Below are 23,716 nucleotides of genomic sequence, written 5' to 3'. Positions count from 1 at the left end.
CGGTACCCGGCGCCTCCACCAGAAGCACCTTGCCCCGCTACCGTTCGGGGACGGGGGCGCGCATCCGGCGTTGCGGATCGCGGGCTGCCAGGGTGCTTCTGCTGGGGGTGAAACAGGTTCGACTGGGCGGTAAAGGGATCGCGAGTTCTGTCCCGCTTCGGCGGGGTAAGATGCGGCTTTCGGTAAGGACTCGACCGGTTCGGCGCGGGCAACCCTCGTTCCGAGCACCTGACCAAAACTCTAAATGCCAACGACAACGTCGGCATGGAGATGCGCCTCGCGGCGTAATCTTCCGGGGCGTGGGCACGCCTAGCAACAGAACCCGGGGCTTCGGCCTCGGGGCCCGTCATTCCCGGCACCGGATACGCGAGGCGCTTCGGCCGCAGCCGGACATCGCGCCGCCGGTTCAGGCATGCGGCGGCCGGCGATGCAGCGCGTGCCGCCCACCCACCCGTCGCGCACGCGTCTCGGCCCGCCGCCGCGCGGCCCGGACGCGCTCGATGTCGGCGATGCCGATCGGCCGCGGCGGCGCCGCGCGGGTGAACGGCATCCGGTCGCGGACATCGCCGTAATAGTCCGAACCGCCCATCCCGAAGCTGCCGCCCGTCACGGGCCCGTCCTTGGGCGGCTCCCCGGCCCATGCGGGTGCGGCGAGGCCGGCAAGCAGGGCGGCGGCGAGGACTATACGCATGCCCGGACGAGGCACGGCCGCGTCGGCCTTGGCAAGGCGAATCCGATAACGATTTCGTCGGCGCCCGAGAGCGCCGGTCAGGTGCCGGTCCAGGCCGCGTGGACCGCGCCGGCGGCCGTGTCGGGCTTGGCCGCGCCGATGAAGATCACGACCGGGCCGTGGGCGTCGCGCCGGGGATCGTAGAAATCGAGCAGGCCCGGATGGATCCGCTGGAGGAAGTCCGGATGCCGGCCGCTCCGGCGGAGCAGATGGTCGATGACGACTTGATCGCCGTGGACCCCGTTGGGCACCGGGCCGCAGGATCCCGGCCTCATCCAGCGCTCGGGATCCGCCGCGAAGGTCTCGTAGAGCGCGGCGAGTGCGTCGCCGTCCCAGCGCAGCAGGGCGCTGGAGAGCCGCCCGGTGTGGAAGTAATCCTCCATCGCGGCGAAGCCCGGCGTGGCCAGGGCGTCCGCCGGCCCGGTCAGGACCGTATCGAGGTCGCACAGGAGCGTCGGGCCCTCGGTCAGCCCGGGGCGGAACGCCTCCATCTTGGCCCACCAGGCCGGCCAGTCGTGCCGCAGGGGCACGCGCTCCACCCCGGCGACCGCGAGCGGCAGGTCGGTGAGGCAGAGGATCCGCCCGAAGGCCGGTGCGTGGCGGCGCACGCCGCGGGCGAGGCGTTCCACCCAGGTCGCGTCGTAGCGCCCGCCGCCCTTCAGGACCGTGATCAGCGTCGCCATGACTCTCAGCCTTCGGTCGGGTGCAGGCGGAGGCGCCCGGAGGCCGCCGCCGCGGCGAACCACGCGCGCTCCGCCGCCCAGGGATGCCCCGGCCAGCCGGCAAAGCCGAAGCCGTAGGCGTCCGCCGGGAGCCCCGGCACAGGGTGGTCCGGCACGAGCGCCAGGGTCACCAGGAAGCCGGTGCTCGGGTTCGGGCATTCGCCCGCCCGGGATCCGAGCAGGCCGTGCGCCCGCCGGTGCAGGGCCTCCGGCAGGACGTGGATCGGGCGCCCCAGGGGCCGCAGCAGCGCCAGGATCTCGCGGGTCCAGCAGATCGGGTCCGGGACGTTCTGCGCCGCCGGCAGCATCGGGAACGGCAGGATGAAGGCCCCGGCCGTCCGGACCACCGGGCGCTCCAGGAAGCGCCGGTCCGTCAGCCATTCCCGGGTTTGGCCGCCGCGGTTGACCAGGGCGAGGTGGGTGACGCGTCGGCCGGTCCGGTCGCCGAAGCCCGCCGCGTTGTTGAAGCGCACCACGCAGTCCGCCGCATCGATCGCCGGCCCTACATCACCGGTCCCGGGCGCGTTGCCGACGATGGCGAGGGACGATCCGGCCGGCAGGATCGGGCCGTCGGCACGGGAGGGATCGAGGTCGGATGACACGGAAACCGGGGATCGCGGGGAGCCGCGAAGTTAAGGCGCCAGGCCGGGACGACCAGGGCGCGGCCGGGTCGAACGTGTCGACGTGACGGGCCCGCGCCGGTGCTTCCTCTGCGCGGCCGACATGCTCGGGGCCAGCGCGCGGGGCCTGACCTATCCGGACGGCCGCCGCCGTACCTTCCCGCGCGCCTGCGGCTCCTGCGGCGTCCTGCTGGCGGAGGCGGCGGACCCGGCCGCCTGCCGGGAACACCTGGACCGGCACCTCGCCGCGCCGGCCTTCCTGTCCGACCCGGATGCGCCCTATGGCCTCGACCTCTACACCCTGCGGACCGCCGCGACCCGCCTCGGCCGGGGCACGCGCCCGCTCGATGACGCGGGCCGCGCGGACCTCCGGCATCCCCACGGGACCCGGGCCGCCGCGGCGGAACTCTACGCCCTCGACGGCGCCGGCGGGCGCCCGGTCTCCCTCGGCCTGCTGTGCCGCCCGGCGGACCTCGCCGCGGTGCTGGCGTTTCTGCCCGCCCAGGCCGGCTGGACGGACGATGTCGCGATCCTCCTCGACGGGCCGGCGCGGGCGGCCCGCATGGTTCCGGTCGCCGGGTTTCCGGAGGGGGCGGTGCGGGTGGCCGCCCGGCCCCTCGACGGCGATTTCGCCGCGCAGCGGAACGCGCTCCAGGACCTCGCCCGCCACGCCTGGATGCTGCAGCTCGACGCCGACGAATCCATCGAACCCGCCACCGGCGCGCGCCTGCCGGCCCTGGCCGCTGCGGCCGAGGCGGCGGAGGTCGTGTCGATCGGGCTCGCGCGGGCCAACCGGGTCGACGGCGTCCTGTCGGATGTCTTCCCGGACGTCCAGTACCGGTTGAACCGGACGCGGGTGCGCTTCGCCGGCCGGGTGCATGAGCGGCCGGTTCTTGACGGCGGCTGGCCGCGCAGCTTCCTGACGCTGCACGGGGTCATCGCGCATCGCCTGAGCCGCGCCCATGTGCGGGCGCGGTCGCGCCGCTACGAGGCGCTCGATCCCGGACGCGGCCGTCCCGAGGAGGCGACGGCGCTGCTGCGTCCCTATGCCGACTGACGGGTCGCTCCGGCGCCCCCCGCCGCCGCGATCGCCCGCCGGTAGAGCGCCAGGGTCTCCCCGCCGAGGCTGGCCCGGTCGAACCGGCCCGCGGCGATGAGGGCGCGGGCCCTGTAGGTCCGGCGCAGGTCGGGATCGGCGAGGAGCGGGCGCAGGGCATCGGCCAGCGCCTTTCCGGTGGCGGCCTCCGCGAGCGGCCCGGCCCCGGGGGCGCCGACGAAGGCCCGGGCGCTGGCATCCTCCGCGCAGGCGACGACTGGCCGGCCGTAGGCCAGGGCCTCCTGGTAGACCAGGCCGAAGCTCTCGTAGCGGGAGGGGGCGACCACCGCGTGGGCCTGCGCGTAGGCCTGCGCCAGGGCGGGGCCGTCGATCCGGCCGCGGGCGCGGATGTGCCGCCGCGCCGCCCCGGGCAGATCGGCCGGCAGATCCTCCGGCGCCACCCCGACGAGGTCCAGCTGGAACGGTGGCAGGCCGTCCTGGTCCCGCGCGCCGCCGAGGATCGCGACCGCGTCGAGGAGCGCGTCGAAGCCCTTGCGCGCCTCCGCCCGCCCGACGAAGAGCAGGCGCACCGGCGCCTCCGCCTCCGGATAGGCGGCGGCGCGGGCACCCGTCGCGACCTCGGGCGGCAGGCTGAGGCCGATCACCGCGGAGGGCTGCCGGCCGGTGAGCCCGTAGGCCCGCGTGATCACCGCGCCGTGCGCGGCGGTGTTGGCGATGAGGCCGGCGCTGCCCCGGACCTGCCGGCGTTCCAGGGCGTCGGCACTCCACCCGTCGAGGCGGTCGCGCAGGGCACCCCCCGGCCCGCGCGTGAACACCGCCGGGGTCGAGCTGCGCGTCACCAGGGGCAGGGTCCGGCGGCCGGCGAGCAGCGCGGCCGGCGCGTACCAGTTGGTCGCCTCCACCACCGCGAAGGGCGTGCGCGCGTGGGCGGCCAGCACGGCGCGCCGGAAGGCCAGCGGCGCCGCGAGATGCCCGGTCGAGCCCCAGCGGCGCAGGCGCGCCAGGGCGCCCCCCTCCGGCAGGCCGAGGCCCACGATCGTGACACCTGCCACCCGCGCGCGGCCGGTCCGGTCGAGGGTGAACACCGTGACCTCCGCGCCCGCCTCCGCGAGGCTCTCGGCGATCTCGCGGGCCGCGGTCGAGAGGCCGCTCGGTGCGGGCGGGTAGTCCCAAGCCAGGAGGGCGGTGCGCATCAGGCGTCGAGGAGGCGGCGGTAGAGCGCGAGATAGTCGCGCGCCATCCGCTCGGCGGTGAACCGCGCCTCGAACCGGCGGCGGATCCCGGCGCGATCGAGCTGCCCGATCCGGGCGAGGGCCGCAACCGCCTCCGCCTCGCTCGCGACGACGAACCCGGTCACGCCGTCCTCGACGATCTCGGGGACCGAGCCGCGGTCCCAGGCCACGACCGGCGTCCCGCAGGCCATCGCCTCGATCATCACCAGGCCAAAGGGCTCGGGCCAGTCGATCGGGAACAGGAGCGCCCGGGCGCCGCCCAGCAGCTCGCCCTTCCGGGCATCGTCGACCGGCCCGAGATAGGTCGCGTCGGCGCCGAGGAGCGGGCGCACCTGCCGGTCGAAATAATCCGGGTTGCCGACATCGACCGTGCCGCCGAGCCGGATCGGGAGACCGGCGGCGCGGGCCACGCGGATCGCCGTGTCGGGCCGCTTCTGGTCGGTCATCCGGCCGAGGAAGGCGACGTGGGCGTCCGGTTCCGCGCGGAAGGCGTAGCGGTCCCGATCGATGCCGTGATGCACGATCCCCGCCCGGTTCGCCGCGGGGATGCCGGCTTCCTGCGCCGCCGAGATCGCCGCCACCGGCAGGTCGGGGAAGCCCGCGAAGAACAGCGCCCGGTCGAGCTCGTCCACCCGCCAGTGGATCGTGGTCAGGCTGCGCCGCCGGCGCCCCCCCAGGAGCGCCGCATGGGCGAACTCGCCGTGGCAATGGACGATGTCGAAATCGTCGAGCCGCTGCCGCAGCGCCTCCAGCTGCAGGGCATCCAGGGCCGCCGGCACACCGGGCGCGACGGGCCCGTGGCGCCGCTCGAGCGCCGAAAGACTCGGATAATCGCCCACGCGCGGCAAGTCTGTCGCACTGTCCGAGGGGGCGAAAAGTGTTACCTCGACGCTCAAGCTTCGCAGCGCCGTGCTCAGATCATGCACAACCCGCTCGGTGCCGCCGTGATGATCTGGGGGAACGGGAAAAATGTTCGGTGCGACCTGGGCAACACGAATCACGACGCTCTCTTCACATAAGTTAAGTTTATACGGGCGCCCGACAGCTTCAGCCCACGCCTGATGTTCGTCCTGCACATCGCCCTGCAGGGCTGCCTGCGCGGCGACGGCGTCGTCTACGGGATCACCGCCGATACCGGCGGCCATATCCGCTACCTGCTCGATCTGGTCTCGGCCTCGGCGCAGGATCGCGACCTCGCGCGGATCGCGGTGGCGACGCGCCTGTTCCACGGCCCGCTCGGCGCCGCCTACGCCGTGCCTGAAGAGCGGATCGCCGACAAGGTCACCCTCGTGCGGCTGGCGAGCGCGTCCCCGGACTATCGCGCCAAGGAGGAGATGCACGCCGAGGTGGCGCGCTTCGCCGAGAACCTCGTCGCCTGGATCGGCGCGCAGGCGCGGGCGCCGGACCTGATCCACGCCCACTACGCGGACGCGGCCGCGGTGGCGGCGCTCGTGGAGGACCGGCTCGGCATCCCCTTCGTGTTCACCGCCCACTCGCTCGGCCGGGTGAAGGCCGCGATGCTGGGCGAGGCCGTCCTTCGCCCCGACCTCGCCCGCCGGATCGCCACCGAGGAGGACGCCCTGGCGCGGGCGCGGCTTGTGATCGCCTCGTCCCGCGACGAGGCGGAGGTGCAGTATGCCGGCTATGCCGCCTACGATCCCGGCCGCGTCCGCGTCCTGCCCCCGGGCAGTGACCTCGCCCGCTTCGCCGCGGCGTGTCCCGAGCCCCGGGTCGACGCCGCGATCGACCGGTTCCTGGCCGACCCGGGCAAACCGGCGATCCTGGCGCTGGCCAGGCCGGTGGCGCGCAAGAACCTCGCGGCCCTGGTCCGGGCCTACGGCGAGAGCCCCGCGCTGCGCGCCCGCGCCAATCTCGTGATCGTGGCCGGCACCCGCGCGGATATCGACGCCCTCGATGGCGACATGGCCGCGACGATGCGCGAATTGCTGGTCCTGATCGACCGCTACGACCTCTACGGGCACGTGGCCTATCCCAAGACCCACCGCCCGCAGGACGTTCCGGCGATCTACGCCTATGCCCGGGCGCATGGCGGCGTCTTCGTCAACCCGGCCCTCAACGAGCCCTTCGGCCTGACGCTGCTGGAGGCCTCGGCCGCCGGCCTGCCGCTGGTTGCCACGGACAGCGGCGGTCCCAACGACATCGTCGAGACCTGCGGCAACGGGCTGCTGGTCGATCCCCGCGCCCCCGGCGCGATCGCCGAGGCCTGCCTGCGGATCCTGGGCGATACGGCGCTCTACGCCCGCTGCGTCGCGGGCGGGGCCCGGGCGGCGGCGGCCTACGACTGGGACCGGCACGCCGCGCGCTACCACGTGCTGCTGCGCGCGCTGCTGGCCCCGGAGCCGCCCCTCCGGAGGCCCCGGCAGCTCCTGGTCTGCGACATCGACAACACGCTGGTCGGCTGCGACGCGGCGCTGGGGATCTTCCGCCGGTGGCGCAGCCGGCAGGCGGAGCTGGCCTTCGGCGTCGCCACCGGCCGGTCCTTCCACAGCGCGATGGCGGTGCTGGAACAGCAGGCCAGCCCGCGGCCGCAGGTGATGATCACCTCGGTCGGGTCCGAGATCTACCATCTCGACGCCAACGGGGTGACCTACACGGCGGATGCGGCCTGGCGCGGGATCATCGCTGCCGGCTGGGACCGGGAGGCGGTGCGCGCGGCGCTCGCCGGGCTCGACGGGCTCGCCCCCCAGGGCCCCCTGGAGCAGCGGGCGCTGAAGCTGAGCTATTTCGGCGATGCGGCGGCGGCGCGGCGCGTCCGCGCGCGGCTCGCGCTGGCCGGCCTCCCCGCCCGGGTGATCCACAGCCACGGCCGCTACCTCGACGTTCTGCCGGAGGCGGCCTCGAAGGGCACCGCCGTCGACCATGTCCGGGCCCTGTACGACCTCCCCGAGCAGGCGGTCTTCGTGGCCGGCGATTCCGGGAACGACATCGAGATGCTGGGCGCCCGGGTGCAGGCGATCATCGTGGCGAACTATTCGGACGACCTCGCCAACAACGCCGCGCTGAAGCATTCCTACGTCGCCCGGACCGCCCATGCCCGGGGCATCATCGAGGGGGTGTCGCATTTCCGGCGGATGCTGGCCGATGTCGGCTGAGCCCGGGGGCGGCCCCGCGCCGAGCGTGCTGACTCTGGTCCGCGGCCGGGCCGACCGCCTGCGCAACCTGATGCGCGGGCTCGCCCGCCAGACGATGCCGCCCCGCGAATGCGTCATCGCCTGGATGCAGCCCGAGCCGGCCGCCGACCTGCCCGATCCCGGTTGCCCCGTGCGCCACCTCCATGTGCCGGGCGCGGCGCTGCCGCTCGCGGCCGCGCGCAACCGGGCGGCGGAGGCGGCCGCGGCGGACCTCCTCGTCTTCCTCGACGTGGATTGCATCCCGGGCCCGACGCTGGTGGCGGCCTATGCGGCGGCCGCCGCGGCGGCCCGGGGCCTGTTCCTGGGCGAGGTCCTCTACCTCCCGGACGGGGCGATCGCCGGCGGCGTTGTGGATCCAGCCGCGCTCGACCGGGTCGGGCGCCCCCATCCGGCCCGCCCGCCCGTACCGGAATCCGGTTCGCGGCCGGAGCCCGATCCGGGCCAGCTCTGGGGCCTGTCCTTCGCCCTGGCGGCCTCCGCCTGGCGCGCGGTCGGCGGCATGGACGAGGCCTATTCGGGCTATGGCGGCGAGGAGACCGACTTCGCCGCCCGGCTCGCCGCGACCGGGCTGCCGACGTTCTGGGTCGCGGGCGCGCGGGCCTACCACCAGCACCACCCGGTCCACGTGCCGCCGCTCCAGCACTTCGCGCCGATCCTGGCCAACGCGGCCCGCTTCCGGGCGCGGCACGGACGGTGGTGCATGACCTACTGGCTCGACCAGTTCCGCGCGGCCGGGCTGATCGACTGGGATTCCGACGCGGCCGCGATCCGCCTGATCCGACCGCCGACCCGGCACGAGATCGCCGCCGCCCTGCGGCCCGACGCCCTGTTCTCCTGAGAGCGAGCCCGAACCGCCGGCCATGAAGCGACCCATCGCGTTCTTCGTCCATCACCAGGGCCGCGGCCACGCCAACCGCACGATGGCGGTGGCGGCCGCGTTCAGCCGCGACCGCCCGGTCTCGGTGCTGACCGCGGATCCGCACCTGTTCGACGGCTTCGCGCGCGACATCGAGATCGTGGCGCTGCCCAACATGATCGGCGCCGCGGTCCCGACCGCGCGACTCTACGCGGAGCCGACGCCGCAGGTGATGCACTGCGTCCCCCTGGGCCTGTCCGAGATGCGCCGGACCATGCGGTGCATCCTCGACCACCTCGACGAGCGCGGGATCGGGCTGTTCGTCGTCGACGTCTCCGCGGAGATCGCCCTGCTCGCGCGGATCGCCAGCGTGCCCGCGGTCCAGATCCGCATGCACGGCGACCGCTCCGACATCGGCCATATCGGCGCCTACGAGGCCTGCGTGGGGATGCTCGCCCCCTTCGACGCGCGCCTGGAGCAGGACGAGTACCCCGCGCGCCTGCGCGCCAAGACCTTCTACAGCGGCGGCCTGTGCACCAGCGTCGACCGGGTGCCGGAGCGCGCCGAGGCGCGGGCGCAGCTCGGGCTCGATCCGGAGCGCGAGATCGTCGTGGCGGTGACCGGCGGCGGCGGCAGCGGCACGCCCTACGCGCCGCTGACGGTCGCGGCCCGGGCCGCCCCGGACGCGCTCTGGCTGACCCTCGGGCCGACCCACCGCGAGGGCCACGAGACCGACTTCGCCAACCTGCGCGAGCTCGGCTGGGTCGCCTCGGTCACCGACTACCTTGCGGCGGCCGACATCGTCATCGCCTCGGCGGGCGACAACACGGTGCACGAGGTCGCCCGGGTCGGCGGCCGCCTGATCGTGATGCCGGAATGGCGCTATTTCGCCGAACAGACCCGCAAGGCCGAAGCCCTGGTCCGCTTGGGCGCCGCCGTGCAGGCCCCCGCCTGGCCCGGCGATCTCCAGACCTGGCGCGACTTCCTGGCCCGGGCCCGCGCCCTCGACGGGACCGCCCTGCGCAGCCTCTACGCCCCGGACGCCGCCGCCCGCGCCGCCGACTGGCTCGAAGGGCTGACCGACACGCTGTGGTCCGGTCAGCTGATCGACGCCGCCGCGGCCGGATGAGCGCTGCCGTCCCACACCGTTGGAGCCGTCCCCGATCGCGTCGCGATCGGGGGCAGATCCCAGTTCTTGATTCAACCCGCTCGCCGCCGCCGGACCGGCGTCCGTTTCGGCGGCGAGCGCCCCAGCCGGAGCCCGATCTCGGATGTCCACCGTTTCCGTCGTGACGCTCGCCAAGGGCCGGCCGGCGCATCTGCGCAACGTGCTCCTCGGCCTCGCGCGCCAGACCCGGCCGCCCGCCGAACTCATCGTCGCGGTGATGCAGGACGCGCCCTACGACCTGCCCGAGGTGCCGTTCCCGGTCCGCCAGATCCTGGTGCCGGGCCGCGAGCTTCCCCTGGCGGCGGCGCGCAACCGCGGCGTGGCGGCGGCGTGCGGGGACGATGTCGTCTTCCTCGACGTCGACTGCATCCCGGCACCGAGTCTCGTTGCCGATTATGCACGGGGCCTCGCCGCACTCGATGGCCTGCTGATGGGCGAGGTGCTGCACCTGCCCGAGCGCGCCACGGCGGGCGACTGGCGCTACGCGGATCTCGACGCCGTCGCCGAGCGGCATTCCGACCGCCGCGGCCCCCCGGCCTCCGGCATCGAGATCTGCAACGATTACCGCTGCTTCTGGTCGCTCAACTACGCCATCCGCCGGGCGACGTTCCTGGCCACCGGCGGTTTCGACGAGCGCTATACGGGCTATGGCGGCGAGGATACGGATTTCGGCAAGCTCCTGGCCACGCGCGGCATCCCGATCGCCTGGATGAAGGGCGCGCGCGCCTATCACCAGTACCATCCGCACCACATGCCCCCGGTCCATCACCTCGACAGCGTCGTGCGCAATGCCGAGCTGTTCGCGTCCAAATGGGGCTACCGGACCATGGGCCACTGGCTCTACGCGTTCCGCGTCATGGGCCTGATCGACGACACGCCCGACCGGCCGATCCGGATCCTGCGCCGCCCCGATGCCGGGGATCTGGCCCTCACCGGCCAGCAGAGCCACCAGCCCTACACCAATTCGGCCTCCGTCATCCGGACCCTCGAGGCGCGGCAGGTCGAGGGCGCCGCCATGGCCTCCGGCGTGCCCGCGCCCGCGACGGCATGAGGATCGCGCTCCTCGCCCATCTCCGCCACCCGATCGCGCCGCCCTTTGCGGGCGGCCTGGAAGCCCAGACCTGGAGCCTCGCCGACGGTCTGACTGCGCGCGGCCACAGGGTCGTGCTGTTCGCCTCCGGCGACAGCGACCCGCGCTTCACCCTCAACCCGGTGATCCCGGTCCACCACGAGCGCCGCTTCCCGGGCCTGGAGCACCGGGGCGATGCCGGCCTCACGGCCCACCTGGACGACGGCTACGCCGCCGCCTGCGCGCGGATCGCCGCCGGGGGCTTCGACGTCCTGCACAACAACAGCCTCAGCCGCCTGCCGCTCGAACCGCGCGCCACGGCCGCGACCCCCACGGTCACCTCGCTGCACGTGCCGCCCTACGACGCGCTCCGCTGGTTCGTGCACGCCAGCGTCACGCCGGGGCACCGGATCACCGCGACCTCCCGGGCCCAGCTGCGGGCCTGGTGGCCGGACGGCGCGCCGGCGACGGCCTCGGTGCTCCACAACGGCATCGATCCCGCCGCCTGGCCCTACGTCGCGCGGGGCGACGGCAGCGCCGTCTGGTGCGCGCGCCTCGCGCCGGTCAAGGGCGCCCACCACGCGATCGCGGCGGCGCGCCGGGCCGGCCTGCCCCTGACCCTGTTCGGCCCGGTCGAGGAGCCGGACTACTTTGCGGCGCGGATCGCCCCGGCGCTCGGCGGATCGATCCGCTACGGCGGCCACCTCGGCGGCGCGGCTCTGGCCGCGGAGGTCGGCCGCGCCTCGGTGTTCCTGTTCACCCCGTGCTGGGACGAGCCGTTCGGGCTGGCGGCGGTCGAGGCGATGGCCTGCGGCCTGCCGGTCGCCGGCTTCGCCATGGGCGCCGCCCCGGAGGTCGTCGGCGAGGCCGGGCGCCTCGTCCCCTGTGGCGACGCGGATGCCCTGGCCGGGGCGATCGACGCCGCCCGGGTGATTCCGCGGCCGATCCCGCGCGACCGCGTCCTGCGCCTGTTCACCCGCGACCGCTGGCTCGACCGCTGCGAGGCGCTCTACGCGCAGGCCCGCGCCGGCGGCTGACCCGGGCCGCTCCTCGCGGATCACGCTCCGGATTTGGGATCATCGCCGGGCCGGCCCAAGGCGCGTCTCCCTCCCCCGCAGAGGGGGGAGGGAGGACGCTTGCCAGCTCTGGACCGCAACACCCGTCGACCGGGCGATGATTCCGAACGCGATCGATGAATCCGCCAGCCCACAGCGGGGGCAGGGACGGCGCCCGATTCCGGCTTTTGCTCGCATCGGGAACCGATCGCCGGCGCTGGCCGAACCGCTGCGGCGCACCTCCGCCCGCCATAGACCCGGCCGGCGCCTCAGCCCAAATTCCTAATCGGCCGAGAAATAGGAAATAAGGCTTGACAGCGGTGCGCTGCCGGGCTATCCCTGAGGCACGGTCGAAACGTGTGCGGAGAGCGGCGATGCGGCTACGCGAGGCCCACCCGGTCGAGCGGCGCACGGAGGTGATGCGGCTCCTGCGCGAGACCGATCTGCCGATCCGCGAGATCAGCGCCCGCACCGGCCTCAGTCCGCGCACGATCCTGACCTGGAACGCCCGGGCCGGCTGGGTGCGGCCGCCGCGCTGGCGCTGCGTCGTCGCGCGCTGGCCCGAGACGCGGCGCCTCGCGGTCGCCCGGCTCCTGAGCCTGCCGGGCAGCGATCCCGCCGATGTCGCCGCGGCGCTGGGCTTCGGGCGCGGGCGGCCCGAGCTGATGGTCGCGGCCTTCCGGCGGGTGCCGAGGGGGCGGCGGACCCGGCGCGAGGCCGCGCCGGTGATCGATCCGCCGACCCTGCGGGCGCATCTGCGCGCCCACATCGCCCGGCAGATCGCCGCCTACGACGCGGCTCTGGGCCGGGACGGGGTGGCGCTGGGCGAATCCGCCCGGGTCCTGCGCGACCTCGGCGGCCTGAAGCGGCTGCTCGACGAGGTCGGGGCGGACGGCGTCCAGCCCGCGGCGGGGGAGGGGGGCGATGACGGCACGGAACGCGATCTGCCTTCCCTCCGCGCGGAGATCGCGCGACGCTATGATGGCTTTGTCCGCGGCGGGGCGCCTGCCTGACTTCCTCGCGACCCTGCCGCCCGGCCTGCTCCGGGCGCTCGACCGCGACTGGCTGCACCGCGCCCGCGCCGACCAGCTCCCGCCGGCCGAGCCGGACGCGGCCGGAGCCCCGATCGAACCCTGGACCACCTGGGCGGTGATCGGCGGCCGCGGCAGCGGCAAGACCCGCACGGGGGCCGAATGGGTCGACGCGCTCGCCCGGGGCGATCCGGCCTTCACCCCCGAGCCGGTCGGGCGCATCGCGCTCGTGGGCGAGACGCATTGCGACGTGCGCGAGGTGATGATCGAAGGGCCCTCGGGGATCCTGAACCTGCCCCGGGGCGGCCGGGCGCGGCCGGTCTGGTCGCCGAGCCGGCGGCGCCTCGAATGGGCCGACGGCGCGGTCGCCCTGGCCTTCTCGGCGGAGGAGCCCGACGCGCTCCGCGGTCCGCAATTCGACGCCGCCTGGTGCGACGAGGCCGCCAAGTGGCGCCGGCCCGAGGCGGCCTTCGACATGCTGCAATTCGGCCTGCGCCTCGGCGCCCGGCCACGCAACCTCGTGACCACGACGCCGCGGCCGGTGCCGCTGATCCGCCGCCTGCTCGGAGACCCGCGCACCGTGGTGAGCCGCGCCCGGACCCGCGACAACGCCGACAACCTCGCGCCGGACTTCCTCGAGCGCGTGGTCGGGCGCTATGCCGGCACCCGCCTCGGCCGCCAGGAACTCGACGGCGAACTCATCGCCGACCGGGACGATGCCATCTGGGACCGCGCCGGCCTGGAGGCGGGGCGGGTCGCCGCCGTCCCCGACCTCGGCCGGATCGTCGTGGCGGTCGATCCGCCCGCGACCTCGGGGGCGCGCTCGGATGCCTGCGGGATCGTGGCGGCGGGGCGCGCCGGGCCCCAGGCCTACGTGTTGGCCGATGCCAGCCTGGCCCGGGCCACCCCGCAGGCCTGGGCCGGGGCGGCCCTGGCGCTCTATCACCGGCTGGCCGCCGACACCCTGGTGGTCGAGGTCAACCAGGGCGGCGAGATGGCCGCCGCCGTGCTGGCGCAGTGCGACCCCGCCGTGCCGGTGGTCCGCGTCCACGCCACTCGGGGCAAGTATCTGCGGGCCGAGCCGGTCTCGCTCCTCTACGCCCGCGGCCTCGTCCACCATGTCGGGGCGTTCCCGGCGCTGGAGGACGAGCTGTGCGATTTCGGGCCGGAGGGCCTGTCCGGGGGCGGCTCGCCGGACCGGCTCGACGCCCTGGTCTGGGCGCTCACGCACCTGATGCTGGAGAAGCGGGCGGAACCGCGGATCCGGCGCCTGTGAGGGACGTCCGAAACAATACGGCGCGCCTCTGCTGGAAGCGCGCCGGGAGTCGGTTCGTGGTCTCAGGAACGAACTGCATCCTGTATACACGATTTCGTGCGCCACACTGTGGCGTCCGCACCACGGCGTCACACGCAGCGCGGGTTGGACCCGTCTTTTTTCGGTCGGATCCGCTCATTCCGGGGCGGTCAGGCTCCGCAGGGCGGCGCGCACGTCGGTGAGCGAGCCGACCAGCGCGTAGCAGGCGAAATCGTGGGCGCCGGATGCGGCCTGCGCGACCCGGAACACGCAGCTCAGGCGGGTCGCCCCCGGGACCGGCCGAATCGCGAAGCCGGCCCTTGGGGCATCGGCCTCGCCCGCCGGGGGGGCCGGGCTCCAGATCCCCAGGGCGTGCGAGCCCTCGGGCAGGGCCAGGATCACGGGTTGCGGCCGTTCACCGGGGGCGGAGTCGAGCCGATCGAGCCCGCCGGTCGCCGGGTCGAAGCGCCAGGCCTCGGTGAACTCCGCCGGTACGGTGGCCGAGAGCGGCTCGAACCGCACCGCCGCGGCGGGCCGGGACAGCACGAAGCCCGCCTGGACCTCGATGGCGTTGCCGAGGCCCGGCAGGCCGAGGGCGATCCGCTTGTGCAGGATCACGTCCGGGCCGGCCGCGGCGCCCGGGCCGTCCCAGGCCAGGGGCGCCACGGTCTCGGCCCAGCTCCGGCCGGCGCGGAGGGATCGGACCCGCGCTGCCGCGGGCTCGCCCCGCGGGTCGCCGGCCTCGCTCGCTTGGCGGCCGTCTGCCTCCGGATCGAGGGTCAGGCGCGCCTGGAGGGCGTCCCCGACCCCGGCATCGGCCAGGAACGCGACGCCGTTCCAGGTCAGCGTATCCGCGGCCCCGGCGACCCGGCGCGACAGGCGCAGGGCGATCTCCGAGCGGCCGAAGGGCCGCGCCAGGACGAGGGTGCCGTCCGGCTCCGGCCAGGCGGGGGAATCCTGCGCCCGGGCGGCCGCAGCGGGCATCGCCGCGGCCAGGAGTGCCGCCGGCAAACACCCGCCTCGGGCGGCGCGGGACCACGCGGGGAAGCGGCTCTGCATCGTGCAACCATAACGCAGGACCAGACCGGCATGTCGACCCTCCTCGAACGGCTGGCGCGGGTCGCCCGCCGCGGCGCCGGCGGCCCGGCGCCCGCCACCCAGGCCGCCAGCATGGCCGACTCCAAGGCCGCCAGCATGGCCTACACCAAAGCCGCGATGGCCCCCGCCTTCGCGCTCTACGCCGAGGGCCGGGCGAGCTGGACGCCCCGCGACCCGGCGGCGCTCGCCCGGGCCGGCTACCAGGGCAATCCGGTGGTCCACCGGGCGGTCCGGCTGGTCGCCGAGAGCGCCGCCGGCCTGCCGCTGATCGCCACCGGGCCCGGGGCCGAGCGGGCGTCCGATCTGCTGGCGCTACTCGCCCGGCCGAACCCGCGGGAGAGCGGCACGCATCTCCTGGAGACGGTCTATGCCGACCTCCTGCTCGCCGGGACCGCGGCCTTATGGAGCAAATGCACCAAGGGGCAGGAAAACAGAAACGGCGGCCGTGATGGACCGCCGCCTTGCTTTGTTAGCGTTCGCAGGGTGAAGGGTGGCTACCGTGGTCCGTCATGGCGGAACATATCCGCCAGTAAACTCAAGCCGGCGCCATCGGCATGAGTTGCGCCTGTTGACCAATCGAACGCGGCTGCTCGTTCCACGATAATGGCAGATCCTACGCTCCGCACAATCGCGATAAACCGATCCATCGCATCTTGCGGTGATTGCGCCTCCGCAAGCAAAGTGGTGTTCGGAAGGTTAAACTGCTGGTTTGCGGTTGTTATAGCAAAGTCACGGAAGCCATTCGCAATCGCGGCCTGCTTAACTTCACTCCATTTGCTATTTAGGTCGTAAGTGATGAGCATAAGCATGGGTCGATCCAAGTGACGGAGAGGATTATGACTGACTCACTCGCCGGTGATCCAACGGAAGTGCGGCTGCGGTCCGCGCTTGACTGTTATGCCGCTGCCGCTGCGGCCCAACCCCTTGAACATGTCACCGATAGACTTGTGGGCGAAGTGCTTGGCTGCCTCCCGCATGATCTCATTCATGCGGTCAGTCTGCCCACATCGGGAACAGACGCCCCACATCTCGCCATCTCGTTTGACCCCGCTTTCCAGCGGTATTTGGCATTCGCCGCAGAGTACTGGCTTCGTATCACCGGACATGCGTGCCTCCCTTAAGCCGCAGCGCGACGGGAGAGAGCGAGCGCACGACTCTCAGGGTGCTTGCGCCCCTTGAGGATGTCGTTCACGCGGCCGGGATTAACGTCAAACGCCGCTGCGATCCGGTGCTGGAACTCGCCGCTCCAGTGCCGAATCCAGACAGTAATCGCGTCTTCAAGGGTAAGCCGGCGTGACGGCTGAGAACCGTCAACCATGATATAAAGAGACCTTTATATGGCCCCTTGGAAGGTTGACATGAGGGCTCACGCGCATAGGATGCACGTTGTCGAGCGTCCTCAGCAGCCTTTCCAAGGGACCTGCTGAACGTGATGGGAAGCCGGGGCGCCACACCCCGGCTTTTCCATATTAGGGCAAGAATCGCCCCAACCCATCCAAGCTGAACCCGTTCGCTGGATTGGTCAATAGCCTAAGCCCGTAGATGGGCCCGAATCTTCGAAAATCAGGCCGTACGCGCGATGCGTAACGCTTGGCCCCGTCATCCAAGTTGCTTGGACAAACGCCGTTGCATGACTCTCCTAATCGATCCTAGGGGCGGGACAAAAATTGAACGCTCAGGTTGTCGGCAACGCCCACAACCTGACGCCCTTCTCGTAACCTGGTGATACAACGACGCCGCGACGCGCGGCCTTCGCCAGCACGTAAACAAGCCGGTGTGCGACCGAGTGCCGAAGCACTGGGTCTTTGATATCCCAACCCTTGTTGTGGATAACGAAGGCCGCGATGTCTCGCGTGTTTAGCGGAGCGCCGTTCCCGCTCGTCATCGCGGCCTTTGCCAACGCCATCAGTTCGCCGGTCGAGAACAGCCGAGACAGGTTCATGTGAACCGGGAAGTCGAGTGGCTGCCCGTCATCGGGAAGCTCAAAGAGCCGCAGCACGGCATTGACGTGGATCAAATCGGCCCGCGCTTCCTCAAGCTTCTTCTCAAGGTAGGCGACGTGATCCTGTAGCTGCCCCTGCTTGGCGCGAAGCTGGATGACGGTGACGTTCTCGCCCATCTCAGGCTCCCTTCGCGACACGGCGGCGCTGCCAGTAGCCGCAGAACGAAGCGGACTTGGCTGAGGACAGGGCGAGGCGGACGACGCTGGAGAACGCTTGGCCGTTGTCGAGGCGACGGTTGTCCTCCTTCCAAGCGGCCTCGGTGGCGTACTGGTGAAGGTAGCGCGCCGTGACGAAGTGGTGCTGGCCCGTGACCATGCGGCGGAGGCGCGCAAAGTAGCTCTCGGCCTGATTGGTGTTGGCACCGTCAGCCGAGTACGCCTCAGAGTGGTTGATGCGGCCCGCGTCGGGGAACGTGGCGTGCAGATCATCCCAGTGGTTGGCTTCGTCGGCGTAGACCTTCGTGCCCTTGGCGACATGCGCCACGGCTAGCTTGACGCCCTCAGCCTCGCGCTTGGTGACGAACGTGAGGGTACGGCCAAGGCGCTCGCGCATGACGATGACGACGCGGCGCTCGGTGCTCTGATGCTCCTTCCGGCGGCGGTCCTTGCGGTCCTCCTTGCGGTTCTCAGGGCGCACGGTTCCGCCGAAGTAGGCGCCGTCGATCTCGACCTCGCCCGCCAGCGTGGCGTCCTTGTTCTCAGCCGACAGCGCCTCGCGCAGCTTGTGCGCCAGGACGAAGGCCGTCTTGTAGGACACGTCCAGATCGCGGCCCAGCTGAAGCGCAGACAGGCCCTTCACCGCGTTCACGAAGATCGAGATGCCGGCGCACAGGTCCATGAAGGACAGCTTGCGGCTGGCGAAAATGGTCCCGCTGGTGACGCTGAACTGCGTGCCGCAACCGGCGCACTTGAAGCGGCGGCGCGTGGCGATGTTGTAGTGGTCTAGGCAGCCGCACTTCGGGCAAACGGGCTCACCGTCCGTCTCGGGCCAACGAAGGCGCCGGAAGGTCATGTAAGCCACGTCCTCGCCACCCTTGTAAATCGCCTTGAGCGAGAGGGTGCGGGCCTGGGCCGAGAGGAGGAAGTGAGAAGACATGCCATCGCTTCCGGTGCTTATGCATCGCATATGATGGCATAGACGCACCGTAGTCAAGGGCAAAAGCATCGCGTATGATGGCATGAGCCATTGCGAGGGATGCATGACGACGGATGACACGATCCACGCGCCGGACGAGGCATGGGACGCGCGGGTGAAGGCGATCTTGAAGGCTGAGCTGAAGCGCAAGGGCGTGACCTACGCGCAGCTCGTGGACAAGCTGGTGGCTGTCGGCGTTAAGGAGACGGAGCCGAACATCCGCAACAAAATGGCGCGTGGCAAATTTACTGCTGTTTTTCTTGTTCAGGTTCTAACGGCAATCGGCGCGCGAGAGCTTCGTTTAGACTAGCTTCGTCCCAAATCTCTATCATACCTATACCAACATGAGACTCGCGAAGTTCGGAGATTTTTTTAACGACCTTTCTATCCTCGGACTCCCTGTATGTTAGGTACGCGATTATTGCCTCTGCTGCGATATGCCTGGCCCTACCGTTATAGCTGAGATTGCGGTTTACTTGAACTTCTATGAAGCCATCGGGGTCTGGACGATGCAATCCGATCTTAAGCACCGACTCTTCTCTATTATAGAATGCTGTAAACATAAGCCAAAGACCATCAAAAATGGGGTCGTGCTTGAACAGGGCCGCATAGCTATTTAGGTGTTCCCAGACCTCAGCGTTCAGTTGTCGGACAGCGCGGTGCGCATCCGTTCCGTAAAGGAACTTACGCATCTCTATTGCGAAATCGACCCTCGCTTGCTGAAACGCGTTCTCAGTTGCTTCCCTGCGCAGTCGGGCCGGCTCTTCAAGCTGGCGCTTTAAGTCAGCGATTGTCGCTTGGTCGGACTTCCAGATCAGGTACGGCGCTAAAAGCAGCCGCACTGCTATGCCGCTGAAGACAAAGCCGACTGCAATCTCGGCTACCAGTGTCGTTACGTTATCGGGCACAGGACGCCCCGATAGAACGTAGAAACACGGGATCAGCGCTCCGAGAGCGCCGCTCCATAGATCCGTTCGCGGCGCCCAGCGCGCGAACGCCATCTTGACCACGAGGCTTAAGTAGCTCGGCATTCGCTAGGCTTAGCTGGCGTGACGCCGCTTCGCTACAGGCGCCAAGCCTCGCAAGGCTGTAGTATCGCAGGCGCTGGCACATAGCACCGCTCACAATGGCATCTGCCATCGTGTTGGTGCATTTGCTCCATAAGGCCGCGGGACCGCCTATCTGGAGGCGGTCGCCCTCGACGGCCGGGTCGCGGCCCTGCAGGCCCTGCCGCCGGGGCGGATGCGGATGGTGCCGGGGCCCGACGGCTGGCCGGCGGCCTACATCTACACCGCGGGCGGCCGCAGCCGCCGGTTCGACCTGCCCGCCCCCGGCACCGAGGCGGTGGCGCCGATCCTGGCGCTCGCCCTGTTTCACCCGGAGGACGAGACCGGCGGCCTCGCCCCCGTCGAGGCGGCGGCGGCCGCCCTCGACATCCACAACGCGGCGAGCGCCTGGAACAAGGCGCTCCTCGACAACGCCGCCCGGCCCTCCGGGGCGCTGGTCTTCGCCGGGGCCGGGCTGTCCGAGCCGCAATTCGAGCGGCTGAAGGGGGAACTGGAGGCGAACTACCAGGGCGCCGCCAATGCCGGCCGGCCGCTGCTGCTCGAGGGCGGCCTCGACTGGAAGCCGCTCGGCCTGTCGCCCCGGGACATGGATTTCGTCGAGGCCAAGAACGCGGCGGCCCGGGAGATCGCCCTGGCCTTCGGGGTTCCGCCCCTGCTGCTGGGCCTGCCCGGCGACAGCACCCACGCCAACTACGCCGAGGCCAACCGGGCGCTCTACCGCCAGACCCTGATCCCGCTCGCGGCCCGCACCGCCCAGGCGCTCGCCGTCTGGCTGGAACCCGCCTTCGGGCCGGTGGACCTGGAACCCGATCTCGACCGGATCGAGGCGCTGGCCGGCGAGCGGGAATCCCTGTGGCGCCGGGTCCAGGCCGCGGATTTCCTGTCGGTCGCCGAGAAGCGCGAGGCGGTGGGCTACCCGCCGGAGCTGCCCCGGGGGGCGGACGCCTCGTGATCGGGGGCCGGATGGGTGCCTCGGTGTCGGAGACGCAAGTTCCGCCACCACCGGGCCCCTCCCGCCCCCGTCTGCGGGCAACGAGATGCCCACACCGCCTGCTGCGAGCCGCGATGCGCGCTCCCCCCCCGTGCGGGGAAGCGTTGGAGGTGGGGGTGGTCCCGGACGACGCGCGGCGGTGCCTCCTGCACCACCCCCACCCCTGACCCCTCCCCGCAAGGGGGAGGGGAAAAGGCGCGGCGTTCCACATGTTTGCCGCCGAACGCGATGCGTGGATCCGCAAGCCCCCCTGCGGAGGAGGGAGACGCGTCTCGGGCCCGACCCCGCCCCCCCGAACCGCTTTCAACCCGAGGACCATCCATGGACGGCCATTTCACCGGCTATGCCAGCGTCTTCGGCGTGCCCGATCTCGGGCGCGACGTCGTGGTGTCGGGGGCCTTCGCGGCGAGCCTGGCGCGGCGCGGTCCGGCCGGCGTGCGCCTGCTGTTAACTCATGACATCAGGAATAAAACGTTTTCAAACTGATAGATAGGTTTTTGTCCGTAAACGTACCCACAATTTCACCAACATACTAGCGGTCGCTTGCCACCGGCACGAAATGCGGGAGCCGCGTTCACGAAGGGTGGCAAAAATTGCCATCGATTTAGGGTGCCTTCTTCGCTGCGACATATTGGACGCGTAAGTACTTATCCACACAGGTGATTGGAACTAGAAGAATTGCTACTTCGATTCCTTTTTATCGGTAGTTTTAAGTGAGTTAGAGGATGCCAAACCGAGACGATGGCGCTCATTCATCTAGAAAATCGGGTCGATCGCTGAGATCAAATCGACGGTCTCCGAAGGTCGCTCGTTCGCAAAGGGCAGAGGACACGGCAGATCACGAGGAGGCGGTCGCAACAGTTGATCGCCTGGAAGCCGCTCTCCGCGATCTGTTCAAGTAGCTCTCGTAAGGCGGGCCGTCGCAGCGTCAGCGCCTTTAGGATCTGCCTCCCGCGCCGAATGCGCGAGCGGCGTTCGCGAGTAGCATTGGCCGTTTTTCGTGTAGCCTACCCGTGCACAAACTTGGCAGCGGCCCTGATTTGGTTTCAGCAAGTACTATCTGCCCTTGCTAGGATTTACTCCCTTATGGACAATCGCCGGCGGCGCGAATCAGTGCGCCTTGTCGAGGTGCCGCCATGCGATTTGTGCTTCTTACTGGTTCGATCCTAATTGCGATCGGTGCACTCGGTTCATCAAGTGCCCTCGCGATGAGTTGTAGCGAACGAAACAAAGAATGCTTCCACTTCTGCGAGACCAATTTCGCTAAGAAGCCCGCTTGCACGTCGCAATGCGCAGATGCCATGCCGAAGTGCATTCAAGATGGGTGCTGGAGCACCAAGATGTCTAACAAGTGCGGTTACACGAAGAGTTGACCGGACAGACCTAATGTTGAGTGGCGTTCGTGTCAGAGCGCTCGCTCCTTGCCTTCGTTATGAAGTCGGCGGCGTTGGGCGCCTTGCCGACCTCCACGCCCGTCCCGCGGCAACTTTCTCGGAAGCAGCGGGCGGGCGTGGACGCACAGTTTTTGCTACGCTGCCCTGTCGGGTCTCCTCTCGACCTCCACGCTCGCCCTGAGCATCGCCCCCGATGCAGACGGGCGGGCGTGGTTGCCTCGGAGGGGGTGATTCCCTCAGACCACAATTCGGCGTCTAAGCCATTGAATCGATTGGGCTTAGGGGCGAGTCTCTCATGGATGATTTCCACGAAAGCGACGTTCGCCGTGATCAGCCCGGCCGGGCTGGCGGTAGGTTCTTTCCAGAACCGGAAGAAACCGACCGCGCGAGCGGCCGGGCCGGGTATCAGTGCAGGTTCAGCCGATCCGGCAGGCCGGCGCGGCAGGCCAGTCCTGCCGCGGTCATCCTGCGGGCACGGGCCCGGACAAGCGCCTCATCGGCGTGACGCCCGAGCATTTCGGCGCGAGCGTGCTCCGCGAAGGCGAGGCGGATCTGAGCCAGGGCGAGGAAAGCGTATATCATGCGCATGGCATGCCCTCCTCGTGCCGCATTACCTCGCATGCGATGGCGAGCGCGATGCACTCAAGGTAGGCGAAACCGGTATCGGCCTGAGACCGTATCTCCGCTTCGGCCTCCTCGATCGGCCAGCTGCGCGCGAGGCAAGCCGCCTTAGCCATCGTGTCGGCCCAGCTCGACGAGGGAAAACCGGCTACGAGCGCACGCAGACGTCCGCTCTGGCATCTGTTGCCCTTCGTGGGCCATTCATCATCCGGGCGGTCGTCCATCACGGCGCGGTGAGCGTCGTGCTCCTCTATCAGCTGAGTGAGGCCCGGCGAGACGGTCGGGGTGGCGACCGCCGGCACGGATGCCAGCGGGGCCGCGAGGATGGCGCCGAGCGCGGCGCGGCGGGTGGAAGCGCTCATCGTGCCCTCCCCGCCGCAGCGTCGAACGCCTCGTTCCATCGGGCATCGAGGCGCTTGCCGACCTCGGCCAGGACGTTGCTGATGACCCAGACTTCACCCGGGTCAATCATGCACGTTCCGGTGCCCATGTGATTGAGCACGCCAGCCCAGCGCTCGACCGCCAGGATGTCGTCCTCCATCGCGGACATGGGACGATAAGCAGGGTTCTGGCTCATGCGCGCGCCTCCCGATCCTTGCGAGCGCGCATCGCCTCGGCTTCGCGGCGAGCCTTGCGAGCCCCATCGGCGACCCGCGGGTCATACCCGTGCATCCGAGGCACCACGTCGTCCGGCTGCGCATCGTGCGGCTCGTCCTGGATGTCGCCGCCGTGCTCGTTCTCCTCCTCGCGATCGGAGCCAGCATCGTGCTCCTGATCGTCCGAGTTGCCGCCGGCCCAATGGTCCTGATCGCTATGACGGCAGCGATCTTCATACCCCCAGCCGCCGGTAGTGATCGGCTCCGGCGCGCCGAGGCTGGGTTCCGCGTCGGAATCACCGTCCAGCACATCTAATAAGGCGAGGTCGGCCTCGATGCGGTTGGCGATCCGGCGGCGCAGATCGCGGACGCGGTGGCGGTCGACACCATCCTCCTCGACGAAGTAGCGGATCAGGCCCTCACGGATGGCCTCGATCGCGGCATCGGCGGGCGGCAGCGGCTCGGCCGCCCGCATGGCGCAGATGGCCTGGGTGACGGGGCCCGGCTGCCTACCGAGCCCCTGGCCTAATAAGGGCGGCGCGCTGCCGATCGGGGGTAATAAGGGCGTGCGTGTGCTATTGGCGTGGGTAGCCATTGACGTAGCTCCAGTGCGTGGATGGTCAGGGCCGGGAGGAAGTTACCGCTTCCGCTCGGCCTGCCTTTGTGATTAAATGTAGTTGGATTGCGTGTCAACTACATTTAATGGACGCCATGGGCCGCCCACCTGTCGACACACCCAAGTCCCTGCCGGTGTCGCTCCGGTTGCCGCCTGAAGTGAAGGCGGCTGCTGAGAAAGCCGCGAAGGACGACATGCGGTCGATGTCCA

24 protein-coding genes, 1 other RNA gene and 3 pseudogenes are annotated in these 23,716 nt (G+C 70.7%); 13 read left to right on the top strand and 15 right to left on the bottom strand.

Annotated elements, in window-relative coordinates; translation table 11 throughout:
• Positions 1 to 330: a transfer-messenger RNA gene (ssrA, locus tag MKK69_RS02965) on the top strand; the annotation flags it as partial.
• 76 nt (positions 331 to 406) lie between these two features.
• Here ssrA and MKK69_RS02960 read toward each other — a convergent pair.
• The 3 genes from MKK69_RS02960 to MKK69_RS02950 form a co-directional block, all read right to left on the bottom strand.
• Positions 407 to 691 (bottom strand): hypothetical protein, encoded by a 285-nt coding sequence (locus MKK69_RS02960; RefSeq protein ID WP_243965317.1) that lies wholly within the window; start codon positions 689 to 691, stop codon positions 407 to 409.
• Positions 692 to 768: 77 nt separating this feature from the next.
• On the bottom strand, positions 769 to 1,413 hold the full coding sequence (locus MKK69_RS02955) for a hypothetical protein (RefSeq protein ID WP_243965316.1): 645 nt from the start codon (positions 1,411 to 1,413) through the stop codon (positions 769 to 771).
• A 5-nt stretch (positions 1,414 to 1,418) separates the two neighbouring features.
• Positions 1,419 to 2,054, bottom strand: a complete 636-nt coding sequence (locus MKK69_RS02950; protein WP_243965315.1) for a hypothetical protein — start codon at positions 2,052 to 2,054, stop codon at positions 1,419 to 1,421.
• A 121-nt stretch (positions 2,055 to 2,175) separates the two neighbouring features.
• On the opposite strand from MKK69_RS02950, the gene MKK69_RS02945 reads away from it, so the two are divergent.
• Complete coding sequence (locus MKK69_RS02945) at positions 2,176 to 3,129, top strand: hypothetical protein (RefSeq protein ID WP_243965320.1); 954 nt, start codon at positions 2,176 to 2,178, stop codon at positions 3,127 to 3,129.
• Here the strand turns inward: MKK69_RS02945 and MKK69_RS02940 are convergent.
• Positions 3,117 to 4,322, bottom strand: coding sequence for a glycosyltransferase family 4 protein (locus MKK69_RS02940; RefSeq protein WP_243965313.1), 1,206 nt, complete (start codon positions 4,320 to 4,322; stop codon positions 3,117 to 3,119). The genes MKK69_RS02945 and MKK69_RS02940 overlap by 13 nt on opposite strands.
• Positions 4,322 to 5,362, bottom strand: coding sequence for a glycosyltransferase family 4 protein (locus tag MKK69_RS02935; protein WP_243965312.1), 1,041 nt, complete (start codon positions 5,360 to 5,362; stop codon positions 4,322 to 4,324). The genes MKK69_RS02940 and MKK69_RS02935 overlap by 1 nt, the downstream gene beginning before the upstream one ends.
• A gap of 60 nt (positions 5,363 to 5,422) precedes the next feature.
• Here MKK69_RS02935 and MKK69_RS02930 point away from each other — a divergent pair, with 60 nt between their 5' ends.
• The 7 genes from MKK69_RS02930 (at position 5,423) to MKK69_RS02900 (ending at position 13,968) form a co-directional block, all read left to right on the top strand.
• Positions 5,423 to 7,474 carry an HAD-IIB family hydrolase gene (locus tag MKK69_RS02930; RefSeq protein WP_243965310.1) on the top strand — a complete coding sequence of 684 codons (2,052 nt, stop codon included), beginning with the start codon at positions 5,423 to 5,425 and terminating at the stop codon, positions 7,472 to 7,474.
• Entirely contained in the window at positions 7,464 to 8,351 is an 888-nt protein-coding gene (locus MKK69_RS02925) for a glycosyltransferase family 2 protein (RefSeq protein WP_243965308.1), read from the top strand. The genes MKK69_RS02930 and MKK69_RS02925 overlap by 11 nt, the downstream gene beginning before the upstream one ends.
• 22 nt (positions 8,352 to 8,373) lie before the next feature.
• Positions 8,374 to 9,498, top strand: coding sequence for a glycosyltransferase (locus MKK69_RS02920; protein WP_243965306.1), 1,125 nt, complete (start codon positions 8,374 to 8,376; stop codon positions 9,496 to 9,498).
• 142 nt (positions 9,499 to 9,640) lie between these two features.
• Positions 9,641 to 10,588 (top strand): glycosyltransferase family 2 protein, encoded by a 948-nt coding sequence (locus MKK69_RS02915; RefSeq protein ID WP_243965305.1) that lies wholly within the window; start codon positions 9,641 to 9,643, stop codon positions 10,586 to 10,588.
• Positions 10,585 to 11,643, top strand: a complete 1,059-nt coding sequence (locus MKK69_RS02910; protein WP_243965304.1) for a glycosyltransferase — start codon at positions 10,585 to 10,587, stop codon at positions 11,641 to 11,643. Before MKK69_RS02915 ends, MKK69_RS02910 begins: the two co-directional genes overlap by 4 nt.
• A 392-nt stretch (positions 11,644 to 12,035) precedes the next feature.
• The gene (locus tag MKK69_RS02905; RefSeq protein ID WP_243965303.1) at positions 12,036 to 12,674 is read left to right on the top strand and encodes a hypothetical protein; all 639 of its coding nucleotides are present in this window, start codon (positions 12,036 to 12,038) and stop codon (positions 12,672 to 12,674) included.
• Positions 12,643 to 13,968, top strand: a complete 1,326-nt coding sequence (locus MKK69_RS02900; protein WP_243965318.1) for a DNA-packaging protein — start codon at positions 12,643 to 12,645, stop codon at positions 13,966 to 13,968. The genes MKK69_RS02905 and MKK69_RS02900 overlap by 32 nt, the downstream gene beginning before the upstream one ends.
• A 174-nt stretch (positions 13,969 to 14,142) precedes the next feature.
• On the opposite strand, the gene MKK69_RS02895 is transcribed toward MKK69_RS02900, so the two are convergent.
• Positions 14,143 to 14,997 carry a hypothetical protein gene (locus MKK69_RS02895; protein WP_243965302.1) on the bottom strand — a complete coding sequence of 285 codons (855 nt, stop codon included), beginning with the start codon at positions 14,995 to 14,997 and terminating at the stop codon, positions 14,143 to 14,145.
• Positions 14,998 to 15,075: 78 nt separating this feature from the next.
• On the opposite strand from MKK69_RS02895, the pseudogene MKK69_RS02890 reads away from it, so the two are divergent.
• Positions 15,076 to 15,486: pseudogene (locus tag MKK69_RS02890) on the top strand (phage portal protein); the annotation flags it as partial.
• Between the two features lie 92 nt (positions 15,487 to 15,578).
• On the opposite strand, the gene MKK69_RS02885 reads toward MKK69_RS02890, so the two are convergent.
• The 4 genes from MKK69_RS02885 to MKK69_RS02870 form a co-directional block, all read right to left on the bottom strand.
• Complete coding sequence (locus MKK69_RS02885; RefSeq protein WP_243965300.1) at positions 15,579 to 15,893, bottom strand: hypothetical protein; 315 nt, start codon at positions 15,891 to 15,893, stop codon at positions 15,579 to 15,581.
• A 36-nt stretch (positions 15,894 to 15,929) separates the two neighbouring features.
• Positions 15,930 to 16,190 carry a hypothetical protein gene (locus MKK69_RS02880; protein WP_243965298.1) on the bottom strand — a complete coding sequence of 87 codons (261 nt, stop codon included), beginning with the start codon at positions 16,188 to 16,190 and terminating at the stop codon, positions 15,930 to 15,932.
• 569 nt (positions 16,191 to 16,759) lie between these two features.
• Entirely contained in the window at positions 16,760 to 17,203 is a 444-nt protein-coding gene (locus tag MKK69_RS02875) for a hypothetical protein (protein ID WP_243965297.1), read from the bottom strand.
• A 1-nt stretch (position 17,204) separates the two neighbouring features.
• Positions 17,205 to 18,182: an IS1595 family transposase gene (locus tag MKK69_RS02870; protein WP_243965296.1), complete on the bottom strand. Its 978-nt coding sequence runs from the start codon at positions 18,180 to 18,182 to the stop codon at positions 17,205 to 17,207.
• Positions 18,183 to 18,285: 103 nt separating this feature from the next.
• On the opposite strand from MKK69_RS02870, the gene MKK69_RS02865 reads away from it, so the two are divergent.
• The gene (locus MKK69_RS02865) at positions 18,286 to 18,531 is read left to right on the top strand and encodes a DUF6471 domain-containing protein (protein ID WP_243965295.1); all 246 of its coding nucleotides are present in this window, start codon (positions 18,286 to 18,288) and stop codon (positions 18,529 to 18,531) included.
• On the opposite strand, the gene MKK69_RS02860 is transcribed toward MKK69_RS02865, so the two are convergent.
• Positions 18,467 to 19,252 (bottom strand): hypothetical protein, encoded by a 786-nt coding sequence (locus MKK69_RS02860; protein ID WP_243965293.1) that lies wholly within the window; start codon positions 19,250 to 19,252, stop codon positions 18,467 to 18,469. The genes MKK69_RS02865 and MKK69_RS02860 overlap by 65 nt on opposite strands.
• A 139-nt stretch (positions 19,253 to 19,391) precedes the next feature.
• Here MKK69_RS02860 and MKK69_RS02855 point away from each other — a divergent pair.
• Positions 19,392 to 20,240 (top strand): annotated as a pseudogene (locus tag MKK69_RS02855) (phage portal protein); the annotation flags it as partial.
• A gap of 360 nt (positions 20,241 to 20,600) precedes the next feature.
• Positions 20,601 to 20,738: pseudogene (locus MKK69_RS02850) on the top strand (HK97 family phage prohead protease); the annotation flags it as partial.
• Between the two features lie 1,340 nt (positions 20,739 to 22,078).
• On the opposite strand, the gene MKK69_RS02845 reads toward MKK69_RS02850, so the two are convergent.
• The 4 genes from MKK69_RS02845 to MKK69_RS02830 are packed head-to-tail and all read right to left on the bottom strand — an operon-like array spanning position 22,079 to position 23,365.
• Positions 22,079 to 22,261: a hypothetical protein gene (locus tag MKK69_RS02845; protein WP_243965292.1), complete on the bottom strand. Its 183-nt coding sequence runs from the start codon at positions 22,259 to 22,261 to the stop codon at positions 22,079 to 22,081.
• Positions 22,252 to 22,656 (bottom strand): hypothetical protein, encoded by a 405-nt coding sequence (locus MKK69_RS02840; protein ID WP_243965291.1) that lies wholly within the window; start codon positions 22,654 to 22,656, stop codon positions 22,252 to 22,254. The genes MKK69_RS02845 and MKK69_RS02840 overlap by 10 nt, the downstream gene beginning before the upstream one ends.
• Positions 22,653 to 22,871 carry a hypothetical protein gene (locus tag MKK69_RS02835; RefSeq protein ID WP_243965290.1) on the bottom strand — a complete coding sequence of 73 codons (219 nt, stop codon included), beginning with the start codon at positions 22,869 to 22,871 and terminating at the stop codon, positions 22,653 to 22,655. The genes MKK69_RS02840 and MKK69_RS02835 overlap by 4 nt, the downstream gene beginning before the upstream one ends.
• Entirely contained in the window at positions 22,868 to 23,365 is a 498-nt protein-coding gene (locus MKK69_RS02830; protein ID WP_243965289.1) for a hypothetical protein, read from the bottom strand. Before MKK69_RS02830 ends, MKK69_RS02835 begins: the two co-directional genes overlap by 4 nt.
• Between the last annotated feature and the right edge of the window lie 351 nt (positions 23,366 to 23,716).

Origin of the sequence: Methylobacterium sp. J-026, from assembly GCF_022829585.1 — a bacterium.
Taxonomy (GTDB): Bacteria; Pseudomonadota; Alphaproteobacteria; order Rhizobiales; family Beijerinckiaceae; genus Methylobacterium.
The sequence above is the reverse complement of the archived record's forward strand: the minus strand, read 5'-3'. Positions and strand labels throughout refer to the sequence as shown.

Excerpts from the sequence above, each read along its gene's own strand:
- MKK69_RS02885 (WP_243965300.1), bottom strand. The coding sequence starts at position 15,893 with ATGCTTATGCTCATCACTTACGACCTAAATAGCAAATGGAGTGAAGTT.
- MKK69_RS02960 (WP_243965317.1), bottom strand. The coding sequence starts at position 691 with ATGCGTATAGTCCTCGCCGCCGCCCTGCTTGCCGGCCTCGCCGCACCC.
- MKK69_RS02830 (WP_243965289.1), bottom strand. The coding sequence starts at position 23,365 with ATGCGGGCGGCCGAGCCGCTGCCGCCCGCCGATGCCGCGATCGAGGCC.
- MKK69_RS02880 (WP_243965298.1), bottom strand. The coding sequence starts at position 16,190 with ATGTCCGGTGATACGAAGCCAGTACTCTGCGGCGAATGCCAAATACCG.
- MKK69_RS02915 (WP_243965305.1), top strand. The coding sequence starts at position 9,641 with ATGTCCACCGTTTCCGTCGTGACGCTCGCCAAGGGCCGGCCGGCGCAT.
- MKK69_RS02875 (WP_243965297.1), bottom strand. The coding sequence starts at position 17,203 with ATGGGCGAGAACGTCACCGTCATCCAGCTTCGCGCCAAGCAGGGGCAG.
- MKK69_RS02905 (WP_243965303.1), top strand. The coding sequence starts at position 12,036 with ATGCGGCTACGCGAGGCCCACCCGGTCGAGCGGCGCACGGAGGTGATG.
- MKK69_RS02840 (WP_243965291.1), bottom strand. The coding sequence starts at position 22,656 with ATGAGCGCTTCCACCCGCCGCGCCGCGCTCGGCGCCATCCTCGCGGCC.
- MKK69_RS02870 (WP_243965296.1), bottom strand. The coding sequence starts at position 18,182 with ATGTCTTCTCACTTCCTCCTCTCGGCCCAGGCCCGCACCCTCTCGCTC.
- MKK69_RS02865 (WP_243965295.1), top strand. The coding sequence starts at position 18,286 with ATGACGACGGATGACACGATCCACGCGCCGGACGAGGCATGGGACGCG.
- MKK69_RS02835 (WP_243965290.1), bottom strand. The coding sequence starts at position 22,871 with ATGAGCCAGAACCCTGCTTATCGTCCCATGTCCGCGATGGAGGACGAC.
- MKK69_RS02900 (WP_243965318.1), top strand. The coding sequence starts at position 12,643 with ATGGCTTTGTCCGCGGCGGGGCGCCTGCCTGACTTCCTCGCGACCCTG.
- MKK69_RS02860 (WP_243965293.1), bottom strand. The coding sequence starts at position 19,252 with ATGCCGAGCTACTTAAGCCTCGTGGTCAAGATGGCGTTCGCGCGCTGG.
- MKK69_RS02845 (WP_243965292.1), bottom strand. The coding sequence starts at position 22,261 with ATGCGCATGATATACGCTTTCCTCGCCCTGGCTCAGATCCGCCTCGCC.
- MKK69_RS02940 (WP_243965313.1), bottom strand. The coding sequence starts at position 4,322 with ATGCGCACCGCCCTCCTGGCTTGGGACTACCCGCCCGCACCGAGCGGC.
- MKK69_RS02910 (WP_243965304.1), top strand. The coding sequence starts at position 10,585 with ATGAGGATCGCGCTCCTCGCCCATCTCCGCCACCCGATCGCGCCGCCC.
- MKK69_RS02925 (WP_243965308.1), top strand. The coding sequence starts at position 7,464 with ATGTCGGCTGAGCCCGGGGGCGGCCCCGCGCCGAGCGTGCTGACTCTG.
- MKK69_RS02930 (WP_243965310.1), top strand. The coding sequence starts at position 5,423 with ATGTTCGTCCTGCACATCGCCCTGCAGGGCTGCCTGCGCGGCGACGGC.
- MKK69_RS02945 (WP_243965320.1), top strand. The coding sequence starts at position 2,176 with ATGCTCGGGGCCAGCGCGCGGGGCCTGACCTATCCGGACGGCCGCCGC.
- MKK69_RS02955 (WP_243965316.1), bottom strand. The coding sequence starts at position 1,413 with ATGGCGACGCTGATCACGGTCCTGAAGGGCGGCGGGCGCTACGACGCG.
- MKK69_RS02920 (WP_243965306.1), top strand. The coding sequence starts at position 8,374 with ATGAAGCGACCCATCGCGTTCTTCGTCCATCACCAGGGCCGCGGCCAC.